The organism is Streptomyces fodineus (assembly GCF_001735805.1).
Taxonomy (GTDB): domain Bacteria; phylum Actinomycetota; class Actinomycetes; order Streptomycetales; family Streptomycetaceae; genus Streptomyces; species Streptomyces fodineus.
In genome coordinates, this window is sequence record NZ_CP017248.1 from 1,917,138 (window position 1) to 1,942,090 (window position 24,953).

Consider the following 24,953-nt stretch of genomic DNA (forward strand, 5'->3'; position numbering starts at 1 on the left):
GCGCCGGGGCGACGGGCGGACAGCGAGTCGTCATCCGGATCGTCACCGTCGGCGCCTGCCCCGCCGGCGGCTGCCTCGCGAGCCCGGCCATCCGGGCCCGCCACTGCCGTTCGACGCCGATCAGCGCGCCGCAGGCCACCCCGGTGCCGAGTCGGGTCAGGAATTCGACGGTGGTCAGTGCGTGCACGAGGCACCTCCTTCAGGGAGCGGGGCCGCGAGCGGCCGGATCAGATGCGTGACAGTGACGCCCCGGGCGGTAGCCGCACGGCGTCCGGCGCCGGGCGTCAGGCGAGCGGCTGGAGGAATTCCAGGCGGTTGCCGACGGGGTCGGTGCTGTAGAAGCGGCGGTGGCCGGGCAGGTTGTCGTCCCACACGACCGGCGCGCCGTGTGCGGCGAGGCGGTCGGAGAGGGCGTCGATGTCGGTCACCCGCAGCCCGGTGTGGGCCTTTTGCGCGGGCCGGAAGGGGTCTTCGATGCCCAGGTGGAGCTGCACGCTGCCGCCAGGGGTGGCGAACCAGCAGCCACCGCGGGCGGCGAGCACCGGTGGCTTGGGGATCTCGGTCATCCCGAGGGCGCCGGTGTAGAAGGCGCGCAGCGTCTCCTCACTGGCGGGCGGGGCGGCGAGCTGGACGTGGTCGATAGCGGCGAGCATGGCGAAGGGCCTTTCTGCCATAGACGTGACAGTGGTGGATGGCCTTCCGGGCCTCCGGGGTGCTCGATCAGAGCACCCCGGGACGGTGGGGGGACTCAGTGGCCGAGGGCCACTTCCACGATCTTGATGACGACGAGGATCATCGCGATGAGCAGGTAGGTGCGCAGCATGCCCATGCCGAGCTTGCGGGCGGTGGACATGGTCGGCCGGGTCAGTGTGGCCAGTGCGGGCATGCGCCAGGTGTCGCGGCCGGTGCGGTCGATCGGGTCTTCCTTGGTGCCGGTGCGGCGGCGGGTGAAGGCGTATCCCGCGGCCAGCACGCCGACGATGCCGCAGGCGGCCATGATGTCGAGGATCGCGGCCGCGGAGATGTCCGGGAAGAGCACCGAGGCGGTCAGGATGATCGACAGGGCGACCAGGACGCCGACGACGGCCGAGGTGAACGCGTTGGTCTTCGGCCCGTTGACCCAGGGGCCGAGGACCTGCTTGTCATTGCACAGCAAGAGCAGGAACACGCTGGCGGAGGGCAGCAGGACGCCGGCGAGGGTCTGGACGCCCTCGGTGAGCAGGCCCAGCGGGGAGCCGGGGATGAGCACGATGGCAGCGGCCGCGGCGACCAGGCCGGCGTAGACGGCGTAGAAGCCCTTGGCTCCCTTGACGCCGCGGTGGAGGGAGTGCTTGATGCCGAAGACGTCGCCGATGGCGTAGGCGGTGGACAGGGAGACGGCGAAGGCACCGATGATCGAGGCGTCCAGCAGCGCGATCGCGAACAGCACCCCAGCAAGCTTGCCGGCCTTGGCTTCGAGGCCGTGCGCGATGCCGGCGGTGTCCGTGAAGTTCCCCAAGCCGTGGGTGCCGACGAAGGCGGCGGCGGTGAAGCCCATCACGGCCGCCGCCCCGACGACCACCACGGTGATGCCGATCCACAGGTCGGCCTTCTCGTACGTCATGAAGCGCGGGGTGATCCGCTTGTCGATCACGTACGACTGCTGGAAGAACAGCTGCCAGGGGGCGACCGTCGTGCCGACGATCCCGATGATCAGCAGCATGACGGTGGACAACTGCCCGGTACCGCCGGGCATGTCCGGCACGACGAAGTCACGGGCCATCTGCGAGGCGTGCGGGTGGACCATGCAGTAGATCGGCACCAGGAGCAGCGAGGCAGCGCACAGCGTGATGGCGACCCGCTCGAAGCGGCGGAAGGAGCCGGTGAACGCCGACGCGATGATGACTGCGGCGGCGAGCACCACGGAGGCGGCCTTGGGCAGGCCCAGGTGGCCGGTGGCCAGGGTGATGCCGATGAACTCGGTCACCAGAGTGAGGGCGCTGAGCAGGAACAGGTCGATGACGGAGAACGCGCCCCAGAACTTCCCGAACCGCTCCAGGATGAGCCGGGCGTGGCCGACGCCGGTGACGGCGCCCAGACGCAGCACCATCTCCTGGTTGACGAACAGGACGGGGACCAGCAGGAGCAGGGTCCACAGCAGGTGGGTGCCGTAGTTCTGGCCGGCCTGGCCGTAGGTGGCGAAGGCGCCGGCGTCGTTGTCGCCGACCATGACGATCAGGCCGGGCCCGACGATCGCCAACAGCGTCTTCAGCCTGGCCGACAGCCCGGTGCGGGGTGCGGTGTCGTCGAGCCTGATGGTGCCGAGCGCACCCTGGATGTCGCCGACGTGCGCGTCGTCCAGGACCGCGGAGTGCGGGGCCTCGGACACGTTGGTCACGGTGGTCATGACGTACCTCCCGAATCCCCCCCAAAAGGAGGAGGTAGGGGGCACACGAAAGTCATCCTCCCCGCGCGAGCGCGCAGGACGGCAGCCCGTCACGGCGCACGGCCGTGCGGGGGCAGCAGACGCGGACGGGAATCCGCGCAGGGAAGGTGGTTACCGCGTGCCGGAAGAACGCGAGGACAAGCGGGTGAGGGGCCGGCACACCCCAACTCGTCAGAGCTTTGGCACTCCACGACGTAATCCCCTTGTCGGGGATGCCACTTGGCCTCACCCCTTGGGCCGGGGAGAGATGTCCTGACCCAGGGCGTCTCTCGACGTCGTGGGGTCAGCGGCCTGTGTCCGTGAAGACGCCTCACCGAACGAGGTGCCCTTTTTGAAACCTCAAAGAGTGTAGCCCAACGCTTGCATGCTTGCGCAAGTCATTGACGACCTCTCGATGCGGTCACGGCCCGTGGCGTACGTCGCCCGGACCGATCCAGTCATCGATCACGGCGACGTTCACCCCAGCGTCCAAGGCCAGGACCTCGGGGGCGACACCGGCGCTCCAAGCAGCGACCACCGCACGCCGAAGGTCCTCCGCACGCGTCGCCAGCCCGGCCTCGGCGGCCTCCGCGGAGGCCGCCATCAGGGCCCCCGCGTCCTCGGTCAGCCGTTGCGCCGCCTGGCGCACCGCGAGGCGTTCCTTTGCCCACCGCTGATCGTTCACCGCCGGCCTCCCTGGGACCGAGCCGGATCAGTCCTGCGTGGCCGACCGGGCGAGCTTGATACCGAGTCCCAGCAGGCGCACCGGCATCCCGACACCGCAGGCATCGGCTACGGCGAGAACCGCCGGCTCGGCGACGGGGAGCAGAATCCGCAGGCCACGATCGGCCACGGCGGGCAGCGTGAAACGGGGCAGTGTGATCGTGATCGTCATGACGCACCTCCGCCTGATCGGCACCCGCTGGCGGACCGGAGGCAGGCGTAATGACTGCCTGGCACATTCCGGAGAGCCACGCCGTCATACAGCGGTGCGGTGCGCGCCGGACGCCCGGGGTGCCACGGAATGGGAGCTGGGACTACTGCTGCAGGAACTCATCCCGTTCACCTCCTCGCGCTCGCGGCGGTCAGATCGGGCAACGACGCATCGCGCCCTCCGGCCAGAGTACGCCCACCCATGGCGCGACCACATGCCGAAGCCCACCGAGCCGGTTCTCGCACCCGCACCGCTGGACGGGACGCGGCGACCCGGATCGCGGACGACCACGAGTCGAGGTGCACCGGCCACCGCCGTGTGGGCCGGCCTGCTCGTTGCCGAGTCGTACGGCGCCACGCCGGAGGGAGGCGGGAGTCAGATGAACCGCACTTGCAGTAGTCCGGGCCACAGTCGGCCCCGCGCCCGCCCTCGGCACTCGGCATTCGGCACTCGTCCACCTGCGCTTTGGCCGACCTGACACCCGTGCGGCCCTACGCCGCCGCGGGCGGCCGGGCTGCCTCGGTCCGCCCATGCGGCGAACCATGTCTCTCGCCTTCTTCCGGCCGGGGACGCAGGCGTCGACGTCGACTCGGCAAGAAGCCACCCGGTCCTGGATCACCGCTCACGCGAGCCACGGCATCGAGGGTGGGTCAGTTGACGCACGGCACACCGCCTGCCTTCACAGCCGGGCCGTAGTCGTCCGCTGTTGTCGTGCTCGACGCGGAAGCGGTCGGCGTCCGGGTCGGAGCTGCCTGACTGGGATGCGTGTAGTCCTCGCCGAGGGTGACGCCGACGTGGCCCGCGGACACGGCGGGACTGGCAGTGGCGGTGCCGGCGTGGAGCCGGCCGGCGATCTGCTGAGCCGCCTGCTGTGCCCTGGCACCGTAGCGGACGGTGGTCGCAGGCTGCGTGGTGGTGTTGCCCGTCGTACCGGCCGTGTAGCCGAGTTCGACCAGAGTGGAGAGCGCCTTCGAGGCGAGGCCCCGACCGCCGTTGCCGTTGATGACATCCACGGTGGCGGGCGCGGCCGCAGTGGTGCCGGAGGCCGCGGGAGACCGGGCACCGGCCGCTCCGAAGGCTTGCTGCACGATCGACTTGATCTCCTCCGGATCCACGAGGTTGACGTCCTCGCGGTTGCGGATCCCGAAGCCCTCGATGGGCAGGGTGCGGAACACGACGTTGCCGCCGGTGAGGTCCGGGGCCTGCTGTGCGAAATCGAGCACGTTCCAGCTGCTGTCCAGGACGACATCCTTATGCGGGAACTTCACCCGTCACCCGATTCAGACGGTGTCAGAGCACAAACTCGACCAGCCTGCCTGGGCGGTGCAGCTAACCCAGCTCCACCGCCAGCATCCCGGCCTGCCGGGAATCGGGTGTGCTGTGCGTCCAGCCTCGGTCCGAGGCGGCGCTGCTCCAGCGCCGGCCGTCGAACGTCACGGATGTGGCGTGCAGTGCGGTGGCGTGGCAGAGCAGCCACAGGGCGAGGGACCAGCCGGTGGAAGCCTGCTCGGTCGCAATCGGGAAGCTGACGCTGTCGCCGCCGGTCACGGGCAGGGCGACCGGCGCGTCGCCGAACTCCCGCCGGACGGCTGCCGCGACACCGCTGCCGTCACCGGCCTCGCTCACGGCGCCCACCGCGCTGCTCGCTGCACCGGAGGGAGCCGGGTCGGCCCCACTCACCGTGCAGTTCAGCGCCGGCCCCTCCCGCCCCGTCAGCACGTCGGCCAGCGTCGCCGCCATGGCCTCATGTGATGCGTAGGCCTCCGGGTAGCCGCTGTGCTGGACTCGCTGCGCGGCGACGGTGACCGGAAGGCCGAGGTAGTCGGGCACCTTGACCAGCGCGTCGAAGAACTTGCCCGACGCGTAGACGGGGTCGCGGATCTGGGCGGGAGTGCCCCAGCCTTGGGACGGGCGCTGCTGGAACAGGCCGAGGGAGTCGCGGTCCCCGTACGTCAAGTTGTGGAGTTTGGACTCCTGGATCGCGGTCGCCAGGGCGATGGTGACGGCGCGTTCCGGCAGGCCGTGCGCGTGGGCCACGGCCGCGATGGTCGCGGCATGGGACGCCTGGTCCAGATCGAGCGTGACCGTCGTACCGTCCGTGCCCTGCGCCGTGCACTCGTCGGGAGTCGCCGAGCGGATGAACCGGACGGCGAGATAGCTCACGAGCGCCAGAACCACGCTCACCCCGATCAGCACCGCCCACGCCTTGCGGCGCCCCCTCCTGCGTGCCGCCACGCCGACCCTCCTCTTACCTGCCCTCGACTACAGTTCAGTTGCGTTGTTGCGCAACCATATAACCCTGACCGAGTCCTGGAGCGGGAGTCGAGGGGGTGGACCCGATCGAGGGGGAAAGCATGACTGGTCGGCGTGGACCGGCGAAACTGGCCGTGCGGCCGGGCCGGTCAGGACGCATGAGTGAGCGGAACCTGGAGCTTCTCCTGCTCCTCGGCGCCATCCTCATCTGCTGCTACGGCTATGCGGAGACGGCCCTCGCCGTCAGCGGGAAGCTGCCGCCGAGTATGGCGCTGACATGCCTGACGGCGGCCGTGATGCCCGTGGTGTGCCATGTCACCGTACGCCGGTTCGCGCCGCACGCCGATCCGCTGATCCTGCCCCTGGCCACCCTGCTCAGCGGTCTGGGTCTCGTCCTGATCCACCGCCTCGACCTCGCCTACGCGTCGCACTACCACCACTCGACGGCCGCGGCATCGGGTCAGCTGATGTGGTGCGGCATCGCGGTGGCGGTGTTCGCCGCGGCGGTCGTGCTGCTCATGGACCACCGCAGGCTTCAGCGCTACCCGTACGTCACCATCGCCATGGGGCTGGTCCTGCTGATGGCACCGGCGTTCTATCCCGGCGACGTCTACGGCGCCAAGCGGTGGATCTTCATCGGCCCGCTGTCCTTCCAGCCCGGAGAGTTCGTGAAGATCGTCATCGTGGTCTTCTTCGCGGGATACCTGACGCTGCGCAGGGACGCCCTCGCGCTCGCCGGACGGCGGCTCATGGGCATGTATCTCCCGCGCGGGCGGCAGCTCGGCCCCGTCGCGGCCGTGTGGATCCTCAGCCTGCTCGTCCTGGTCTTCGAGCGGGACCTCGGCACCTCGCTGATCTTCTTCGGCATCTTCGTGATCATGCTGTACGTCGCCACCGAGCGCACCAGCTGGGTCGTGTTCGGCGTCGCCATGTTCGCCGTCGGCGCGTTCGTCGTCGGTTCCTTCGAACCGCACGTCCACGGCCGCGTCGTGGCCTGGCTGCACCCGATGGACATCTTCCTCCCGCCCGACAAGCGCCCGCCTGGGCTCATCTCGGACCAGGCCGCCCAGGCCCTGTTCAGCTTCGGCTCCGGCGGCATCCTCGGCTCCGGCCTCGGCGAGGGCCATCCCGAGCTCATCGGCTTCGCCGGGCGCAGCGACTTCATCCTGACCACGGTCGGCGAGGAACTCGGCCTGACCGGGGTCACGATCGTCATCCTCCTCTACGCTCTGCTCGCCGAGCGCGGCCTGCGTACGGCCCTCACCGTCACCGACCCGTTCGGCAAACTGCTCGCCGGCGGCCTGGCCTCGGCGCTCGTCCTCCAGGTCTTCGTCGTCGTGGGTGGCGTCACCGGACTCATCCCACTCACCGGCAAGGCATTGCCCTTCCTCGCCCAGGGCGGCTCGTCCATGGTGGCCAACTGGCTGCTGGTCGCCGTCCTGATCAAGATCAGCGACACCGCCCGCCGCCCGCCACCCATACCGGCAGCGGACGTCAGCGCCGCCGAGACCCAGTTCGTACGGCCGTGAGCCCGGCATCCCCTTCGGCGGCAGAGCGGAGGCACCGATGTTGTTCGACATGAGCCCACTGGACCTGCTCGTCCTGGCAATCATGATCATCCTGCTCTTCGGCCCCGACAAGCTGCCCGAGGTCGTACAGAAGGTGACCGGGTTCCTGCGAAAGGTCCGCGAGTTCTCCGAGGCCGCCGAGGAAGACGTCCGCTCGGAACTGGGACCGGAGTTCAAGGACCTCGAACTGGAGGACCTGCATCCGAAGACGTTCGTGCGCAAACACCTCCTCGGCGGCGAGGGCGACGGCCTCGGGATCGAGGAGATCCGCTCCGCCCTGGATCCGAGGGCGGAGCTGGCGGAACTGGCCGACGCGGTGAACGGCGAGCCGGGCGAATCGACCGAGCGGGCCGCGCGAACCGACCCGACCGGGCGGGCCGGGGGTGGGGCGAGAGGAGCGGCCTCGCCGGAGCCGCCCACCGCGCATGCCTACGATCCCGACGCCACCTGAGCCACGACGAGTGGTCAGGTGGACCGGGCTGGACCGAGCGATCAGGGACACCGCGGAGGCCCGGCCCGTCACCTGCGGGATACGGCGGACGACCGGCCCGTCACCCGAGGGACACGGCTGTGGGCCGCCCCCATCACCCGAAGGCGAACGGGCCGCCCCTCGACGGTGGACGGAGACGCACCGGCCCCTTAGGACGTGCAGATCTTTAACTCGTGGCTTTCTGCTTGGTGGTTCGTTGGTCTGGCATGAGCGGGTTGGATAGGCAACGGACCACGCTGGCAGCCAAGTTCGAGGCGATTCTGCCGCACCTCGACGAGCGGCAGCGTCGCCTGCTGATAGGGGCGGAGGCCCAGTCCCTCGGCCACGGCGGGATCAAGGCGGTCGCTCGTGCCGCCGGTGTTCGTGAGGCCACCGTGTCTGCCGGAGTGCGGGAACTCGGCTCCGGGGAGGCTCCGTTGGGCCGCGTCCGTCGGCCTGGCGCCGGCCGCAAACGCGTCGTCGACCTGAACCCAGCCGTTCGGGAGGCACTCCTCACGCTGGTCGAGCCCGACGTCCGCGGAGATCCCATGTCGCCGCTGCGCTGGACCACCAAATCCACTCGCAAGCTGGCCGAGCAGCTGACCCGGCAGGGCCACAGGATCTCCGCGGACACGGTGGGCGACCTGCTACGCGAGGAGGGCTTCAGCCTGCAGAGCAATGCCAAGACGCTGGAAGGCAAGCAGCACCCCGACCGGGACGCACAGTTCCACTACCTCAACGAGCAGGCCCGCGACCACCAGGACGGCGGTGCTCCGGTGATCAGTGTGGACACGAAGAAGAAGGAGCTGGTCGGCCCGTTCAAGAACAACGGCCGTGAATGGGAGCCGAGAGGCGAGCCGGTGCGGGTCGACACCCACGACTTCCCCGACCGCGTGCTGGGCAGGGCGGTGCCCTACGGCATCTACGCCGTCGCCGCGAACACGGGTTGGGTCAACGTCGGCACCGACCATGACACCGCCGCGTTCGCCGTCGAGTCGATCCGCCGCTGGTGGAACGGAGCCGGGCGGGCCACGTACCCGACGGCCGGCCGGCTGCTGATCACCGCCGATGCCGGCGGCTCCAACGGGTATCGCACCCGCACGTGGAAGACCGAACTCGCCCGGTTCGCCGCTGAGTCCGGCCTCACGATCACCGTCTGCCACCTGCCTCCCGGGACTTCGAAGTGGAACCGGATCGAGCACCGGCTGTTCTCCCACATCACCATGAACTGGCGCGGCAGGCCCCTGACCAGCCAGGAAGTAATCGTCGAGAGCATCGCGGCGACCACCACCAAGACCGGTCTGACCGTGCACGCGGAACTCGACACCAACCCGTACCCCACCGGCATCCAGGTCAGCGACGACGAGATCGCCTCACTGCCGATCACCCGCCACCGCTTCCACGGCGACTGGAACTACACCCTCCGCCCCCAGCATCCGATGGACGCGGCCACGACCGACAGCACGTCGGACCAGGCCCCGGCGGGCAGACCGCCTCGCCTCACGCGGCGTTCGCTGCAGGACCCGGAACTGACCGGGATGACCCGTCAGCAGCTCAGCGAGCTCATCGACGCGCTGACTCCAGCGCTAGAGGTTCAACGCGAGCAAGTGCTCCGCACACGTCGCGGTCACGAGCGCCTGGTGGCCCCTGGCACAGGTGCCAAAGCCAAACTCACCCCAGCCGACCGGATCCTGGCCACCGTGCTCCACCTGCGCAAACTCGCGACCATGGACCTCCTCGGCCAACTTTTCGGCGTCACCGCCATGACCATCAGCCGCGCGAAACAGGAGGTCCGCCCGCTCTTGGAAGCACACGGCCACCACATCAACGCTTCTACCGCCCGCCTCCGCGCACCAGCCGACGTCGCGACGTTCCTCGCTCCCGACTCCACCCAGATCAAGGTCAAAACGACGAGTTAAAGATCTGCACGCCCTTAGGCCTGAGGAGGAAAGCGTGCCCCCTCACCCGCGTGGCAGCCGCCGCCACGCCGGCTGGGGCGGACGCCCCTCACCCTGGCGTGAACCAGCCGATCCCCGGCTCAGCCTGAGCGGACAACACACTTACGCCAACGTGAAGTACGCGAGGCTGCCCAGGCCCGCCGCCGAGCAGTAGATGGCGAACGGGATGAGAGTGCGGTTCTCGAAGTAGCGGACGAGGTAGCGGGTGGCGAGGTAGGCCGCCACGAAGGCGGCGACGCCGCCCGCCAGCAACGGACCGCGCAGGCCGTCGCCCTGGGCGCCGAGCAGCGGGGGCAGCTTGAGCAGTGCGGCTCCGCCGATCACCGGCGTGGCGAGCAGGAAGGCGAAGCGGGCGGAGTCCTCGTGGCCCAGGCCCTTGAAGATCCCCGCGCTGATCGTGGATCCGGATCGGCTGATGCCAGGCAAGAGGGCGAGGATCTGGGCCGCACCGATCGTCACGGCCTGCCGGATCGTCATCCGGGTTATCCGCAGGTCCGACTGCTCCTCCGCCGACAGATGCTCCTCCCCGGGGGCGGTCACGGCCCCGGCCCGCCTGCGGCCGCTGCCGCCGCGCCGCAGCTGCTCGGTGACGAAGAGCACGATGCCGTTGAGCGCCAGGAAGATCGCGGTCGGGACGGGCTTCCCGAGCGTCGTGCGGAACACCTTGTCGAGCGCGACGCCGGCGACCGCGACCGGAATGCACGCGCTGACGATCAGCCAGGCGAGCCGCTGGTCCACGGTCTCGATCCGGCGCTGGGTGACCGACGTCGCAAGGCCCCGGATCACCCGGACCCAGTCCCGCCAGAAGTAGACGACGAGCGCGAGCGCGGTGGCCAGGTGGAGGCCGACCAGCTCGTTGAGATAGAGGGAGCCGTCGGCGGAGACGTCCAGGTCGTGTTTCCAGTGCCCGCCCAGCAGCGCCGGGATCAGGATGCTGTGCCCCAGGCTGGAGACGGGGAACAGCTCGGTGACGCCTTGCAGCAGGCCGACGCCCACGGCTTCGGGGTAGGTCAGAACGGACATGGGCCGGCCTTCGTCTCCAGGTGCGCGAGAGAACGGAACCGCGGACCCCGCGCGCGGCGGACGGCTCCGGTCGCGCAAGGTACTGCAGGCGGGCAAGAAACCGACAGGCCATCCGAAGTGTCCGGCAACCATTGCTCCCTCTTTGGACGCCGACACCCGGACCGGCGCCAGGAATTACCCGCCATCGCCCGAATTGCCCCCGCCGAGCAGGTTGCGTTCGTGGTGCTTGCGGGCCAGGACGAGTCCGGCGGCGTAGAGGGCGAGGACGATGGTGAGAAGCAGGTAATACTCAAGCGGGAGCGTGGGGAGGCCGAGCGGCGGGCCGAGAGGGGAGGGCGGCAGCACCAGGCCGATGACCGCGAGAGCGGCAGCGGCCCAGCCGACCGGGCCGGGCGGTCGGTCCTCGAAGAAGCGGCGGCCGGTGCGCAGCAGCAGCATCACCAGGCTCTGGGTGATCAGGTTCTCGGTGAACCAGCCGGAGTGGAAGACCGCCTCGTCCCCGGCTGGGCCCGCGCCGTGCAGGGAGAGGGCCAGGGCGGCGAAGGTGGCGAGGTCGGCCGCCGCGTTGAGGATGCCGAACCCGGTGATGAAGCGCAGCAGGGCGCTCGGATCCAGTGCGGCCGGGCGGCGCAGCAGGGCCGGGTGGGGGCGGTCGTAGGCGAAGGCGAGTTGCACGGTGTCGAAGCACAGGTTCTGCACCAGCACCTGCGCCGGGAGCATCGGCAGGAAGGGCAGCAGCAGGCCGGCTGCGAGCATCGCGATGACGTTGCCGACGTTGGAGGACAGGGTGACGCGCAGATACGTGGCGATGTTGCCGCTGCTGTGCCGGCCCGCGGAGATGGCGTGGCCGATGGCGGTGAGGTTCTTCTCGGCGAGCACCACGTCGGCGCTCTCGCGGGCCACGTCGGTGGCGTCGCGCGGGGCGATGCCGACGTCGGCCGCCCACAGCGCGGGCACGTCGTTGACCCCGTCCCCGAGGAAGCCGACCGTGTGCCCGCCGGTGCGCAGCGCGGCGCTGATCCGTGCCTTGTGCTCGGGGGTGCAGCGGGCGAAGAGCGTCGTACGGCGGGCCAGCTCGGCCAGTTCGGTGTCGGTCAGGCCGTTGGTGTGCTCGGCGGTGACGACGGCGTCCGTACCGAGCGGGACGCCCAGGTCGCGGCAGGCACGGGCCGCGGTGCCGGGGTGGTCGCCGGTAAGGATCTTGACGGTGACGCCGTGAGCGGCGAGCGCGGCGAGGGCGGCCGCCGCCGTGGGCGCGAGGGCGTCGCGCAGGGTGACGAAGCCGCGGAAATCCAGGCCGCGTTCGTCTGCCGGGGTGTAGTCGCGCAGCCGGGCCGGGCGTTCGGCGGTGGCGACCGCCAGCACCCGTAGACCGTCGCGCGCGGCTCGGTCCGCCAGCTCCGCCAGGCTTTGCGCCTCCTCCGGCTCCAGGGCGCAACGCTCAAGTACGGTCTCCACGGCGCCCTTGACGACGAGCGTGTGCGAGCCCAGCCGGCCGGGGGTGCGCACCACGGCCGTGGCCAGCCGGCGCACGGGATCGAAAGGGAGCGCCGCGACCCCGTCGTACGCCATGAGGTCGTCCTCGTCCGCCGCGTCCAGGACCGCCTCGTCCAGGGCGTCGGGCTCGGGCAGCTCGGCGAGCTGGAGGGTCCACCAGGCGTTGACGGCGGCCCAGCGCACCACCTCGGGATCGTCGGCACCGGCCGCGTCCAGGCCCCGCTCGACCACCGGCCGGTCCTGAGTGAGGGTGCCCGTCTTGTCCAGGCACAGCACGTCGACCGCGCCCAGGTCGTGCAGGGACGGAAGCCGTTTGACGATCACCCCGTGCGCGCGGGCCAGCAGCGATGCGCCGCGCGCCAGACAGGTGGTGACGACGACCGGCAGCATCTCCGGCGTCAGCCCCACCGCCACCGCCACCGCGAACGGCAGGGTCTCCAGCCCCCGGTCGCGCAGCGCGGCGTTGGTCATCAGCACCAGCGGCGGGGTGAGCAGCATGAACCGGATCAGGATCCACGAGATGCCGTGCACGGACCGGTCGAAGGCGCTCGGCTGGCGTCGGCCGGCCGCGCGGTCATGGGCGGCCGCGAACCGGGTGCGCTCGCCCGTCTCCAGCACGACCGCGGTGCCGCTGCCGGAGGCGACGCTGCTGCCCTGGAAGCACAGCTGCGGCTGCTCGAACACCGCGGCCGGGGCGGGCCCGGCGATGTCCGCCGCATGTTTTGCGACCGGGGCCGACTCCCCGGTCAGCGCCGACTGGTGGACGGACAGGCCCCTCGCGCGCAGCAGCCGTACATCCGCCGGGACCAGGTCGCCCGGGCCGAGCTGGACGATGTCGCCGGGGACCAGGTCCTCCACCGGGATCTCCCGGGCGACGGGTGCCGCGTCCTCGTCGGCCCGGCGCAGTACGGTGGACGTGGTGGCGACCAGCTCGCGCAGGTGGGCCACGGACCGATCGGCCCGGCGCTCGCCCGCGGCCCGCAGCACCGTGCTGATCACGACCAGCACGAGAATCACACAGGCAGTGGCCCAGGCGAACACCACCGCGGAGACCACGGCGAGGCACAGCAGTACCGCGGTGAAGGGGTCGCGCAGGCTGCGCAGCAGCAGGAGCGGCCAGGAGGCGTCCTTGCGGGCGGGCAGCGTGTTGACCCCGAAGCGAGTCAGGCGCAACGCGGCCTCGTCCTCGGTCAGCCCGCGCGGCCCGGTGTCCAGCCGCCGCAGCACCTGCAGTGCCGTGCCCGCGTCGGGCGTTCCGGGGGCCGTCCGCGCAGCGGTGCCGGCCGGCGCGCGCGTTCCCGGTACGACCCCGGACACCGGCCCCGCGGCGTCTTCTCCCCAGGCCGGGGCACTCCTAGGCATCGGTCCCCTGCAATCCGCCCGCGAGGGCGGCCGGTTCCGCGGCGCGCCGGGACAACTGGCTGACCAGCACGCGGACGACCGTGACGACATCGGGGTCGTCGACGTAGTAGATCTGCCGCCGGCCCTCCCGGCGGGAGCGGACGAGACCCGCGAGTCTGAGCTTGGACAGGTGCTGGCTGACGGCGGGCAGCGCCCCGCCGATCCGGTCCGCGAGCGCGCTCACGTCGCTCTCGCCCTGGGCCAGCGCCCACATGATGTGCAGCCTCGGCGCCGCGGCCAGCAGCCCGAAAGTGGCGGCCGCCTCCGCGAGCACTTCGGCGGACGGATCCTCGAAGCCGCCGGCGATCTGCGCCACAGTTCCCTCCCCTTTTCGCCACCGGTCCACCAGGGTCGTCCGCATGCGCGCGGCCACCAGTCTAGGCGTCAGCTGCCGGACCTCTCGGGCGTCACCTGCACATCGAGGCTGCGCTCGACGAAAGCGCCGAGCCGGCCGTGGTCTGTGCCCGCAGGTGGGTGACGGAGACTGGGCAACGAGGCGGGCCGCCCATACCAGCCGCGTGCAGGCGTCGGTCGTCACTCGGTGCGGCCGGTACCGATCCGCACTGCAACCACGCGACGAGCTTTCCCCGCTCACGAAGCGGCGTCCGTCCCACCGCCATCGGCCGACGTCGCCGGGACGGCCTCTCAGCGTGCGCCCCCAGGCTGCAGGAATGCCGGGAGATGTGCGCCCCCCGGGCTCCCCACCGCATCACTGCCGGACCGCGATCCAGGACAGACGCCATGACTTCCGACACCTCCGCTCCGCCGGTCGCCCCGGCCCCGCCCCTGGGCCGCGCGGGACCGGCCGGTGAGCGGCGCCCGGCGTCCGACCTGTGCCGGACTGGACGGCCCGGCCGCCCTGGTCACCCTGGTCGCCCACCGGTTGCACCGTCTCGGCATCGGACGGACAGCCGCGCGGCGCTGCTCCTGCCGAGGTCCAGAGACCAGCCGGGCCGGTCGCAGAGGTGCTCGGCCGGCTGTCCCCAAGGACATCGGCGGCCGACCTCGGACCGCCGCCGGCTTCTCATGGTGGTTTTGACGGCTTGATGAGCCGACGCTGACGCACAGCCCCGCCGCCCCAGGCCGGGTTTCAGACACTCCATACCCAAATCTCATACTTGTGCTGGAACCCGGGAGCGGTCAGGGGGAGTCATTCCAGGCAGGGGGTCGACCACCAGAGAGGCATGAGGATGGCTGATCAGAGCAGCCACCCCGCGCGGGGCGGGGCCGCCTGGCACTGGTGGTTCCTCGGCCCCTGGGCGGCGATCTGGTTCCTGGCGGACCTGCACGGCGGCGGCTACTCGTGGCACTACTTCGCGAACGGCAGCACCTTGCTGTTCTCCGGCTCCGGAGCCTCGCCGGCGGGGGGCCTGCACCTCTATGCGAACTACCCGAACCTGCAGATAGGACCACTGGCCTTCCTCTGCGCCTGGGTTCTGGGAAACCTCGGCGGGGTCGTCGTCGCCCAGCTGACGATGATGAGCGTCGGCATTCTGGTGCTGTGGCTGATCGAGCAGACGGCACTGGCCCGGCAGCCGGATCTGCGATCGCGCCCGCAGGCCCTGCGGACGACCGTCGCGGCAGCCGGCGCGGTGTTCCTGATCGTCTGGGCATCCCTGGCGGTGCACTACAGCCACCTCGACGACGTGCTGGCGCTGGTCTTCGCGGCACTGGCGATCCGGGCGGTCGTCGCTGACGTCCCGGCACTGACGGGACTGAGCCTGGGCCTGGCCGTGGACGCCAAGCCGTGGGCACTGGTCCTCCTGCCGCTGGCTCTCGCCGTGGCCCGCACCCGACGACGGCATGTCGCGTTCTACGCCGTCGCCGCCGTGCTGCTGGCCTGGCTGCCCTTCGTCGTCGCGGACCCCGCGACGCTGGGTGCGACCCAGTACCACATCGTCAACGAACCGTCCTCGGCGCTCCGCGCGCTCGGGGTGTCGGCGGCGGGGACGCCGTCCTGGGACCGGCCGGCGCAACTCGTACTCGGCTGCGTGCTCGGGGCGGCCGCGGTCCTCCGAGGGCGCTGGGTGGCGGTGCCGCTGCTCGGCATCGGCGCGCGACTCCTGCTGGATCCCGGCGTCTACGACTACTACTCGGCGGGACTCCTGCTCGGCACCCTGGTGTGGGAGGCCCTGGGGCTGCGTCGGCCCGTGCCCGTCTGGTCGCTGGTCTCCTTCAGCGCGCTCTACCTCGCCCCGAGACTGACCAACGACGCGCACGTCCTCGGCGACCTCCGGCTCTGGCTGATTCTGGCGGTGACCCTCAGCGTCCTGCTCGCTCCACGGGACTGGTGCGTCGCGCCGAAACCGAGCAAGGTCGCCGTCGGCGCCCTCCGGCTTCCTCCCCAAGGCCCGTGGGTCGCCCACTCGGTCGGCGCGGAAGCCAGTGCCCCAACAGGCCGTCCGTGCATCACTGAGCGCGACTGACATGAGCCAGGGCAGAGGCTCTGTAACCACCGCGTCGACAGGCGGCCGTGAACCTGCTGACCGAAGGAGCTCGATTCCCCGCCCCGCCGACCTGATCCCGGACGCTACCGGTCTGAACACCCTCACCAGCGTGTGCAGGGGAGCCGAGAAGCAGCGAGCCGTGTTCATCGCCGTCGAACGCCAAGCCCCGCGGTGGACGGTCGAAGCCGACGTGCTCGGTGCCCCACAGCACGCCATCGACGCCCGGTGTACCACGCCGTACGAGAGGCCGTCCTCCGCCTGATCCGCTCCCGGCGGAACCGCCCCGGCTCCTCCGCCGGCCCCGTCCACCTCGAGCTGCACGACGTGGACAGCGAGGCCCGGGCCCGCGAACCGGCCGCCGAACTGCACGCCGCCCTCAATGGCCACCTCGAACACCTGGCCCTGCCACCCCGCTCACGCCCTGGCGGCCCACCCGCGCCACAGCGACTCAGCCCCAACCAAGGTTCCACTGAGCCTGATCGGGGGGCGCCCCCGTGCACCCCGGCATGCGGCCCTCTTCGCCGCCTGAGCCTGCCGACGGCACTGTTGCGCCTGTGCATGCCAGGGTTGCCGCCCGCCCTGTTCAACGTTTTCTCAAGCTCTTCTCAACGTCTTCGGCAGGCGTCTCATGCAGGCTGGTCGAGGCCAGTGCCTGCTTCACTTCCATCGCTCCGGCGTCACGAGCCCACGGTCTTACGTGGAGGGGCAAACACGGCGGGTTTGTCAAATGTTCAGGTTCCGGCCGTTGCCGTGACAGAACCGGCGGCTACTCATGTCCCGCACCGCTGCCCGCGTCATCAGTAGCAACTGGAGTGAGTTGTGACCCGCCGATCCATACGACTGGCCGCCGCCCTCGGTGTCGCCATGGCCCTCGCCGGAGGCTCGCTCGCCGCGGCGTCGGAGTTCACCGGCTCCTCCTCCGCCGCCGCGCCGCAGAAGCCGGCAGCCGCCCAGCACGTCCTCCTGCTGTCCGTCGACGGTCTGCACCAGTCGGATCTGGCCTGGTACATCGCCCGACACCCCGGCTCCGCGCTGGCCCGGCTGGTGAACGGCGGCGTGCACTACACCGATGCGCACACCACCAACCCCTCGGACTCCTTTCCCGGCATGACCGCCCAGGTCACCGGCGGCGGCCCGGGTACCACCGGCATCTACTACGACGACGTGTACAACCACGCCCTGCTCCCGGCCGGCACCACCAACTGCAAGGGCGTCAAACCCGGCGCAGAGGTGGACATGACCGAGGACATGGACAAGAACAAGGCCTCCCTCGATGCCGGCCAGGGGCTGAAGAACCTGCCCGGCAGCATCCTGCAGATGACGGGCCGGCCGCAGAGCCTGCTCGACCCGAGCAAGCTGCCCGTCGACCCCACGACCTGCAAGCCGGTCTACCCGCACTCGTACCTGCAGGTGAACACCGTCTTCAACGTGGCCCGCAAGGCCGGCCTGCGCACCGCCTGGTCGGACAAGCACATCGCCTACGACATCCTCAACGGCCCTTCGGGCACGGGCATCCAGGACCAGTTCTCCCCGGAGATCAACAGCGCCGCAGGCGGCTACGCGGCCGGGAACGACTGGACCACCGACAACAAGGCGACCGAGCAGTACGACGGGTACAAGGTCAAGGCCGTCCTCAACGAGATCGACGGCTACGACCACTCCGGCGCCCACAAGGTCGGAACCCCTGCGATCTTCGGCATGAACTTCCAGTCGGTCTCCACCGCGCAGAAGCTGCCCTCCTCCGAGGGCCTCAAGGGCGGCTACGCCTCCAAGGGCGTCCCCGGCCCGCTGCTGCAGAAGAACCTCGACTACGTCAACACCGAGGTCGGCGCGATGGTCAAGGAGATCCAGGCCAAGGGCCTGGCCGCGAGCACGGACATCGTGCTGTCCGCCAAGCACGGCCAGTCTCCCATCGACCCCAAGTCCCTGACCCGCATCGACGACGGTCCGCTGCTCGACGGGCTCAACGCCGCCTGGAAGAAGAAGCGCCCGGGCGCCGGCGATCTCGTCGCGCACTCCGTGGACGACGACGGCATGCTGCTGTGGCTGAACGACCGCTCCACCCAGGCCACCTCGTTCGCCAAGCAGTACCTGCTCTCGCAGAGCGGCAAGGGCACCGACATCAACGGCAAGCCCACCAAGTCCTTCACGAACGGCGGGCTGAGCAGGCTCTACGCGGGCGAGGAAGCGGCCACCTACTTCGGCGTCAAGCCTGGTGACGCCCGGGTCCCGGACCTGTTCGGCATCGCCAAGTACGGCGTGGTCTACACGGGCGGCACCAAGAAGATCGCCGAGCACGGCGGCGCCCACGCCGACGACCTGAACGTCCCGCTCGTCATCTCCGGCGCGGGAACCCCCGAGGGCGTGACCAAGACTGCTCAGGTCGAGACCACTCAGATCGCCCCGACGATCCTGTCCCTCCTGGGCCTGAACCCCCACAACCTGCAGGCCGTCCAGAAGGACCACACCCAGGTCCTGCCGGTCCGCTGAACCTCGGCAACCTGTGACCCCGGCACGGGTGGGACGCACACACAACAGCGTGCGGCCCAGCCGTGCATGCGCGCCGTCAAGTGCCGTATGCGCCGACTGTCCGCAGAGGCCGTGTATCGCCAGGGGTGCACCGCGGCTGACGGGAGTCACTCGGATGGCACCGCAACCATGCGGTCTTCGTTGATCCGCCCAAGAACAGCTGCGCATCAACGCCCACACACGGCGACGGCGGGATCCCTGGCAGGCGGATGTGGCACCGGATCGGCGGCAGCCATCGCTTCCGGAACCACACGTGGTTCGCGATCGACGCGAAAGCCACGGATCGTCCGGCCGCATCATCGCCATGACGCCGGGCTATCCATCGATCGTACGGACTTCGGTCGATCGTACGGACTTCGGCTCTGGGGCGGCACGGAACGCGCTGAAAGACAGCGACACATGACGCATGCTGCACGGCCCAGATAGCTGGCCTTCGCCCTGCCAGCCGCAACTCTGGCCGCCGCGTACCGTGCGTGATCCCCCTCTCGCGGGCGCCTCTTCTGCGCCGGCCACGCAGCCGGCCTCGCGCGCCGCCACGCGGATCGACGAACGCCAGCAGGTCCTCGACGCCGTCGCCGGCCGGATCACCGAAGGGCTCTCCGAGTCCGACCGCGCGCACATACCCGGCTTCGCCGAGGTCGGCTCCGCCCGCTATTCCAAGGCCTAACTCCACGCGGCCCGCGTGAAGTTGCTGAACAGCCTGGCCTCAATGAAGCTGCGAGTCGAGGGGATGGCGGCCCCTGTCCGCATCACCAGCATCGCACCGGCAGTGGATGGCAGCGGCCTGGAGGTCGGCTACGACAACGCCGCCGTACAGCGAGCGGGCTCCTGGCGATCGGACACAGCAAGACGTTGCAGCAGGTTGCCACGGCAGCCGGCCGACTGGCGGGAGTGCACGTCGCCGCGATCCACCGATTGCAGAGCGTGGATCTGTCCTCCCGGCAGCATGACAGCTCCCCCTGGACCGGAGCTTCGGCGCTGAAGAACCCCCTCGGCGGCATCTGCTCCGGCTCTTAGCGTGTGAAGAACGCCCAGGGCCAGTACATGCTGACGTCGGCCTACCACTGCGGCCCGGGCCCACAACAACGTCGGCGACTAGCGACACCGTCCTCGACGGTCATCGCAGGAAGCCCTGGTGCCTGGCCGGCGTCTACTACGCACCCATTGGACAGGCGCTCCACGACATGCACTGGACCTTGGTCACCGGGTGACCACTTCATGCCTTGTTGTCGGTGGCCGGGGCCCGTTCTGCGGCCCGCCGGGGGCGGCCTTACGGGCCGGCGGCAGTGGGTTGACAGGAGTCTGGAGTCGTCGGCATCGAGGGGTGTCGCCGGCCCATCGAGGGCGGGTCGTCCACCGGCCGGCCCGGCGGTCCATGCCTGAGCCCACGCGGGCGTACGACGCCGGGTCAGGCGACCACCGCGTCGCAGGGGCCTCAGGACAGGCCCAGTCGGGTGCCGGCATCGTACGGCATGAACGTCCAGGTCACCTCACGTCCGGACGGCACCCCGCTCGGATTCTCGCGGGCCGCCCTTGGGCTTCTCTGCGGTTCACTCTTCATACTCTGCCCCGTGGGGCTTCCGGCTCGCGGGAGTTGGAAGCGTCGCGGCACTTCGGGACGGGGGTTCGACGCCGACATGACGGTCTGCGACCACCGGGGTCTCGACAAGCGGCGGTGGCCGGGACAAGGGTGGCGTGGGCTGGTGGTCCTCCTCCGGGACGCCGTGCGGCTCACAGACCGCGTTCGTCCATGAGGCGCATCAGGTTCCGCTTGCGTTTCCGGGCGGTGCGCAGGGCGGTGACGTACAGGGCGAACTCAGTACAGGGCGAACTCACCCTCTGTGCCCAGGCGGCGGTGGCAGTCGCGGATGCCCAGCAGCAGGCCGACAAGCTGCTAGTAGACCGTGTTGCCGGTCTGCTTGGTCAGTGGCGCGGCCAGGCGCAGGTAGACACCGAGCGCGTCGGCGGGACGGGTGGCCCGCGCCTGGTCGGCCAGGGTGAGCCACTGCCGGTCAGAGGCGCCGGATCGGGTGGTGGCCTGCCAGGGGGCGTCGACGTCCTTCTCGCCGAGCAGGGCGTCGACCAGCACGGGGCCGTCATCCCGGCCGTGTCGCTGTCGCTCCGCGTCGTTACGCAGCAGGGCGATTGCTCCCCCGCGCTCGGCCGGCCAGCAGTCCGCAGCCCGCGCGGCGGCACGCAGTTGCTGGTACGCCACCAGGGAGCGGCGGGCTCCGAAGTGGTCGCGGCACAGGGCGACGGCCCCAGCTACGGGCCCAACAAGCGGCCCAAGGGCCCCACCGACAAGCCGCCGAGCAATCAACAGGCGGCGAGAAGATCGCCGAGGATGCCTGCCGGGTCGTGCAACACCCGGGCGCCGTCGGTGACGACCCGATGCGTCCCCGGATCAACGGGATCTGTCTTCGCCCAGGCCGGGGAGCCGATGCCCAGCTCGACTTCCAGGCCGGAGGCCGTGGAACAGCGTCGTTCTGTGATCGGTCCCCACGACTGGGTGCGGATCACTTCGCCCAGCCCCAGTTCCACGGTCCAGGCATCCTCAAGCGGATATCGGGACTCGTCCGTGGTGAGCAGGACGATGTCGATGTCGGAGTCCGGTCGCGCGGCATTGCGGGCGCAAGATCCCGCCAAGAGCAGACCGACGATGTCATCACGGCCTCTCGCCCAGCGTGTGATCCGGTCGATGACCTCGTTGATCTCAGCGACCCGCTCCGGCGACGGCGCGGTCGCAAGATGCACTGACTGATCGTCGCGATGCACCTCTGATGTCCCGTCCCTAATCGAAGAGCCGTTCGAAGGAGCGAGCACCGGCCAGCGTCCTGAGGTTCGCCTCTGTGAGCCCGCGCATGACTCTTTTCCGCCCTGCTGCTGGTGTGCAGTTTACGCTCCGCCAGCAGGCGGGGTGAGAGCCGACGACTTATGTGGATTGACGTCCAACTCGACCGGCGCCAGGGTGCTCACCCGGTCACAGCCCTTCTCCCGGCGCGGGAGTTCACGGTCTCGGTTGCCGCCGCGAGGACGGTGACTCACTCAAGGCTCTGGCCCTCACAGCCCACCAGCTCCGCCAGCACCCGGCCTGCCGGATGCGCTGAGACGTCGCTGCCGCTGCACAACACGCAGCTTGGCACCGACCGAGACGTCGATTCCTTTGGCGTGATCCTTCGTTGAGCCGCGCATGACGGATCTGGTTGAGCGGTTGCTGCCGGACGAGTTGTGGGCGCTGTTCCAGCGGGTGGTCCCGCCGACGCAGGTCGCAGGCCCGCAGGGCGGCGGCCGACGGCGCGCCGGACACCGTATGGGCGGCATCCGCCACGGTTCCGGTCGACACCGGTAATGGGGCCGCGCCGTGACGGGTGGCAGCATGGTCAGTCGCTTGCAGCCGTTCACAGGGTGCTGCACCAAGGTGACGCACTATGTTCATCGTGTTTTCACCTTCATGCGAACCGACGCCGGAAGTGTGACGCATGTAAAGCGGTTGACGGAGAGGCCCTGAAACGTGACGGTGTGCTGGCGTGGAACGGTGACCGCGGGTCGCTCAAGGACATGGATGCCGGTGCTGGCCTGGGCGGTGACGCGAACCGCACTGCTGCTGACGCTGTTCGGCGCCCTGCACTTCCCCGGTGACGACGTCCGCCCCGACGTGGTCGTCATCTACCACGGCTGGTACGAACGGCTGCTGACCGGCAGCTTTCCGGCCGGCGACGTCACCTGGCAGTATCCGCCCGCCGCCGCGGCGGCCTTCCTCGCTCCGGCACTGCTGCCGTTCCTGACCTACTCGCACGCCTTCTACCTGCTCGCCTGCGCCGCCGACGCGACGGTCCTGGCGATGCTGCTGCGGGCCGGGCGGGCCAACGGCCGGGACCTGGCCGGCGCCTGGCTGTGGGTCGCCGGGGTCGCCGTGCTCGGCCCGCTGGCCCTGGCCCGCTATGACGTGATGGTCACCGCCCTCGCCGTCGCCGCCCTGCTGGCCGCCGCACGGCACCCCCGCGTGGCGGGCGCGCTGGCCGGGATCGGCGCGCTGGTCAAGGTCTGGCCCATACTCGTGCTCGCCGGTGCGCGGCCGGGCCGCACGACCCGACGCTCCTGGGGTGCGGCGCTGGTCACTACCGTCGGTGTCAGCTCCGCCTTCCTGGCTTTCACCCGGGGACCGTTCGCGTTCCTCACCGAGCAGCGTCAGCGCGGCGTCGAGATCGAGTCGCTGGCCGCTCTGCCGTTTCATGTCCTGCGCTGGCTCGGTCTGTGGCACGGCACCTCCCGGCTGCACTACGGATCGTTCGAGTTCCTGGGCCCGTACGTGCCCACCGCGGCCCGGATCGCACTGGCCGGCGCGGTGCTGGCCTTCTGCTGGCTGGTCTGGTGGCGGGTACGCGCCCGCACTTTCAGCGACGTCGTGCTCTACGACGCTGCGTTCGCCGCGGTGCTGGTCTTCGTCACCACCAGCCGGGTGATCAGTCCGCAGTACCTGATCTGGCTGCTCGGCCTCGGCGCACTCTGCCTGACCTGCCGCTCCACAGTCCAGCGCCGACCCGTGCTGCTCATCCTGATCGCGTGCTTCTTCACGGTGCTCGAATTCCCCATCGGCTTCGGCCCGGTCGTGCGGAGCAACCTGCCGGGCATAGTCGTACTGCTGATCCGCGACGGGCTGCTTCTGGTGGCAACGGTCTCCTCCTGCCGCCGACTCTGGCGCAGTACGGCCTCCCGGCCGGACGCGACGCCTGACGACGCGGCGTCCTCAGGCGCGGACTACGCGGTGGCGCACATGGGTTGACCCACCCGAGGACCAAGGGCGTCAGCCGCCCCGCCCCGGTGATTGCCGGCGTCGATTCCGGCACGCACCTGGCCAAGTCGCCTTCGTCACCGGCGCCGGCTCCGGCATGGGCCTTGGCCACCGCCCGCGCCTTCGCCGCCTCCGGCGCCGCCGTCGCCCTCGCCGACATCGACGAGTCGGCCGTGAACGCGGCGGCGAAGGACCTCACCGACGACGACCACCAGGCCCTCGCCCTGTGTGCGACGTCGCCGACGAGGACCAAGCGCCGACCTCGGCTCGTCATCGATCGTGGAACGGTTCATGGCCTCACTTCGGCACGTGTGGCTGGACCGGTCCGGTGGTCTTGTCGGTCACCACGCCGGCGCATGCCTCCGCTTCCGCCAGGTACCGCGCCACCAGCCCCATCGTCAGCATCCCGCTCGCCCCGCCCGCGTGTTCGGTGCGGGCGGGGCGCAGGGCCGTTGCCGCGCGGGCGGCGAGCGGGCGCTCGTCGAGGCGGGCGGCGGCGTGGGCGGTCAGGCACCACAGCCACCGTCTCGGAGATCCTCAAGAACGAGGGCATCGAACCCGCGCCCGACCGAGCCGCCACAACCTGGTCCGACTTCCTGCACTCCCACGCCGACACCCTCCTGGCATGCGACTTCATCGAGACCGTCACCCTGACCGGCCGAAGCCAGTACATCCTCGCCGTCATCGAGCACACCACCCGTCGCATCCGGATCCTCGGCACCACGGCGCACCCCACCGCGCCCTGGGTGAGCCAGGCAGCACGAAACCTCGTCATGGACCTCGAAGACGCCTCAGCCACCGTCACTTACCTCATCCGTGACCGGGACTCGAAGTTCCCTGCGCTCTTCGACCAGATCCTGGCAGCCGCCGGGGTCCAGACCGTGTTCACCGGCGTCCGGATGCCGCACATGAACTCAATCATGGAGCGCTGGGTCCAGACCTGCCGCCACGAACTCCTCGACCGCACCCTCATCTGGAACGAGCGCCACCTGCGCCACGCCCTCCGCCAGTTCGAGCAGCACCACAACACCCACCGGCCCCATCAAGCGATGCACCAGGCCGTACCTCTGCGCGCTGTCCCCGAACCAATCACCGATATCGGACGGATGTCCCGTCTGGACATACGCCGCCGGAACCGGCTCTCCGGAGTGATCCACGAGTACCGACACGCTGCCTGACCTGGTCGGACGAAATATTCGGCAGCCGCAGGGTCGGCACCGTCCGCCGCGAGTGCACCGACCGCCTACTCATCATGAACGAACGGCACCTGCGCACCGACCCGAACACCTACACCGACCACTACAACCGGCACCGCCCCCACCGGTCCCCACACCAACGATCTCCCCAAGCCTCGGAGACCAGCCAGACGGCACCTGTCATCCCCTCCGGATCATCAGCCCGAACCAGGGTTTTCACGCGGGTCACCCATACCGCTGCCCGGGAACCCGAGTGCCCCGGTTATCCGGATTTACCGACAGAGATCATGTTCATCTCGGTGAATTCACTCGGTATTACGCTGTCGTGAGCCATGACTTCCGAATCCACCGCAGCTCCCGACACCGACTGGTTTCGGGTGGCAATTCGAGCGGGCTTCGGCATCTCACCGACAGAAGCGGACGCGGATTTCGCGGAGTTGCCGGGCTGCCGCGCCGCGGTCTGAGGAGTGGCGGCGAGGTCG

General features: G+C 70.1%; 20 protein-coding genes, 3 pseudogenes and 1 riboswitch. Of the genes and pseudogenes, 11 read left to right on the forward strand and 12 right to left on the reverse strand.

Going from position 1 to position 24,953, the window contains the following annotated elements; genetic code table 11:
* Window positions 1–284: 284 nt before the first annotated feature.
* The 6 genes from BFF78_RS07685 to BFF78_RS07710 all read right to left on the reverse strand — a co-directional run bounded on the left by BFF78_RS07685 (window position 285) and on the right by BFF78_RS07710 (window position 5,573).
* Window positions 285–653, reverse strand: a complete 369-nt coding sequence (locus BFF78_RS07685) for a VOC family protein (RefSeq protein WP_069783447.1) — start codon at window positions 651–653, stop codon at window positions 285–287.
* Between the two features lie 95 nt (window positions 654–748).
* A complete protein-coding gene (locus BFF78_RS07690) occupies window positions 749–2,386 on the reverse strand; it encodes an NRAMP family divalent metal transporter (RefSeq protein WP_069777595.1) in 1,638 nt (545 codons plus the stop codon).
* Between the two features lie 194 nt (window positions 2,387–2,580).
* Window positions 2,581–2,754, reverse strand: a riboswitch (M-box (ykoK) riboswitch).
* 71 nt (window positions 2,755–2,825) lie between these two features.
* Window positions 2,826–3,089 carry a hypothetical protein gene (locus BFF78_RS07695; RefSeq protein WP_069777596.1) on the reverse strand — a complete coding sequence of 88 codons (264 nt, stop codon included), beginning with the start codon at window positions 3,087–3,089 and terminating at the stop codon, window positions 2,826–2,828.
* Between the two features lie 27 nt (window positions 3,090–3,116).
* Window positions 3,117–3,299 (reverse strand): hypothetical protein, encoded by a 183-nt coding sequence (locus BFF78_RS07700; RefSeq protein ID WP_069777597.1) that lies wholly within the window; start codon window positions 3,297–3,299, stop codon window positions 3,117–3,119.
* A gap of 689 nt (window positions 3,300–3,988) precedes the next feature.
* Entirely contained in the window at window positions 3,989–4,606 is a 618-nt protein-coding gene (locus BFF78_RS07705; RefSeq protein WP_069777598.1) for an LCP family protein, read from the reverse strand.
* Window positions 4,607–4,667: 61 nt separating this feature from the next.
* Complete coding sequence (locus tag BFF78_RS07710; RefSeq protein ID WP_069777599.1) at window positions 4,668–5,573, reverse strand: hypothetical protein; 906 nt, start codon at window positions 5,571–5,573, stop codon at window positions 4,668–4,670.
* A 176-nt stretch (window positions 5,574–5,749) separates the two neighbouring features.
* Between BFF78_RS07710 and BFF78_RS07715 the strand changes: the two genes are divergently transcribed.
* The 3 genes from BFF78_RS07715 (at window position 5,750) to BFF78_RS07725 (ending at window position 9,547) form a co-directional block, all read left to right on the forward strand.
* Window positions 5,750–7,120, forward strand: coding sequence for an FtsW/RodA/SpoVE family cell cycle protein (locus BFF78_RS07715; protein WP_069777600.1), 1,371 nt, complete (start codon window positions 5,750–5,752; stop codon window positions 7,118–7,120).
* 49 nt (window positions 7,121–7,169) lie between these two features.
* A complete protein-coding gene (locus BFF78_RS07720; RefSeq protein WP_227025751.1) occupies window positions 7,170–7,610 on the forward strand; it encodes a sec-independent translocase in 441 nt (146 codons plus the stop codon).
* Between the two features lie 245 nt (window positions 7,611–7,855).
* Window positions 7,856–9,547: an ISAzo13 family transposase gene (locus tag BFF78_RS07725; protein WP_069777602.1), complete on the forward strand. Its 1,692-nt coding sequence runs from the start codon at window positions 7,856–7,858 to the stop codon at window positions 9,545–9,547.
* A 141-nt stretch (window positions 9,548–9,688) separates the two neighbouring features.
* On the opposite strand, the gene BFF78_RS07730 is transcribed toward BFF78_RS07725, so the two are convergent.
* The 3 genes from BFF78_RS07730 to BFF78_RS07740 all read right to left on the reverse strand — a co-directional run bounded on the left by BFF78_RS07730 (window position 9,689) and on the right by BFF78_RS07740 (window position 13,823).
* Window positions 9,689–10,609, reverse strand: coding sequence for an undecaprenyl-diphosphate phosphatase (locus BFF78_RS07730; RefSeq protein ID WP_069777603.1), 921 nt, complete (start codon window positions 10,607–10,609; stop codon window positions 9,689–9,691).
* Window positions 10,610–10,783: 174 nt separating this feature from the next.
* Entirely contained in the window at window positions 10,784–13,468 is a 2,685-nt protein-coding gene (mgtA, locus tag BFF78_RS07735; RefSeq protein ID WP_079161192.1) for a magnesium-translocating P-type ATPase, read from the reverse strand.
* Window positions 13,461–13,823, reverse strand: a complete 363-nt coding sequence (locus tag BFF78_RS07740) for an ArsR/SmtB family transcription factor (protein ID WP_069777605.1) — start codon at window positions 13,821–13,823, stop codon at window positions 13,461–13,463. The genes mgtA and BFF78_RS07740 overlap by 8 nt, the downstream gene beginning before the upstream one ends.
* 874 nt (window positions 13,824–14,697) lie before the next feature.
* On the opposite strand from BFF78_RS07740, the gene BFF78_RS07745 reads away from it, so the two are divergent.
* The 4 genes from BFF78_RS07745 (at window position 14,698) to BFF78_RS07755 (ending at window position 19,150) form a co-directional block, all read left to right on the forward strand.
* On the forward strand, window positions 14,698–15,933 hold the full coding sequence (locus tag BFF78_RS07745; protein ID WP_069777606.1) for a hypothetical protein: 1,236 nt from the start codon (window positions 14,698–14,700) through the stop codon (window positions 15,931–15,933).
* A gap of 130 nt (window positions 15,934–16,063) precedes the next feature.
* Window positions 16,064–16,216, forward strand: coding sequence for a hypothetical protein (locus BFF78_RS46035; RefSeq protein ID WP_159032960.1), 153 nt, complete (start codon window positions 16,064–16,066; stop codon window positions 16,214–16,216).
* A 557-nt stretch (window positions 16,217–16,773) separates the two neighbouring features.
* Window positions 16,774–18,444, forward strand: a complete 1,671-nt coding sequence (locus tag BFF78_RS07750; protein WP_227025752.1) for an alkaline phosphatase family protein — start codon at window positions 16,774–16,776, stop codon at window positions 18,442–18,444.
* 508 nt (window positions 18,445–18,952) lie between these two features.
* On the forward strand, window positions 18,953–19,150 hold the full coding sequence (locus BFF78_RS07755; protein WP_069777607.1) for a hypothetical protein: 198 nt from the start codon (window positions 18,953–18,955) through the stop codon (window positions 19,148–19,150).
* A 1,064-nt stretch (window positions 19,151–20,214) separates the two neighbouring features.
* Here the strand turns inward: BFF78_RS07755 and BFF78_RS42825 are convergent.
* Window positions 20,215–20,743: pseudogene (locus BFF78_RS42825) on the reverse strand (SWIM zinc finger family protein); the annotation flags it as partial.
* A 56-nt stretch (window positions 20,744–20,799) separates the two neighbouring features.
* Window positions 20,800–21,258 (reverse strand): nucleotidyltransferase domain-containing protein, encoded by a 459-nt coding sequence (locus BFF78_RS07765; protein WP_227025753.1) that lies wholly within the window; start codon window positions 21,256–21,258, stop codon window positions 20,800–20,802.
* A gap of 415 nt (window positions 21,259–21,673) precedes the next feature.
* On the opposite strand from BFF78_RS07765, the pseudogene BFF78_RS45375 reads away from it, so the two are divergent.
* Together BFF78_RS45375 and BFF78_RS07770 are read left to right on the forward strand one after the other, a co-directional pair.
* Window positions 21,674–21,793 (forward strand): annotated as a pseudogene (locus BFF78_RS45375) (IS5/IS1182 family transposase); the annotation flags it as partial.
* Window positions 21,794–22,045: 252 nt separating this feature from the next.
* Window positions 22,046–23,266 (forward strand): glycosyltransferase 87 family protein, encoded by a 1,221-nt coding sequence (locus tag BFF78_RS07770; RefSeq protein ID WP_069777610.1) that lies wholly within the window; start codon window positions 22,046–22,048, stop codon window positions 23,264–23,266.
* A 306-nt stretch (window positions 23,267–23,572) separates the two neighbouring features.
* On the opposite strand, the pseudogene BFF78_RS48010 reads toward BFF78_RS07770, so the two are convergent.
* Window positions 23,573–23,794: pseudogene (locus BFF78_RS48010) on the reverse strand (hypothetical protein); the annotation flags it as partial.
* Between BFF78_RS48010 and BFF78_RS07775 the strand changes: the two are divergent.
* Entirely contained in the window at window positions 23,728–24,453 is a 726-nt protein-coding gene (locus BFF78_RS07775) for an integrase core domain-containing protein (protein ID WP_335755313.1), read from the forward strand. The pseudogene BFF78_RS48010 and the gene BFF78_RS07775 overlap by 67 nt on opposite strands.
* A 350-nt stretch (window positions 24,454–24,803) precedes the next feature.
* Entirely contained in the window at window positions 24,804–24,935 is a 132-nt protein-coding gene (locus BFF78_RS49310; protein WP_257786868.1) for a hypothetical protein, read from the forward strand.
* The last annotated feature ends 18 nt before the right edge of the window (window positions 24,936–24,953 follow it).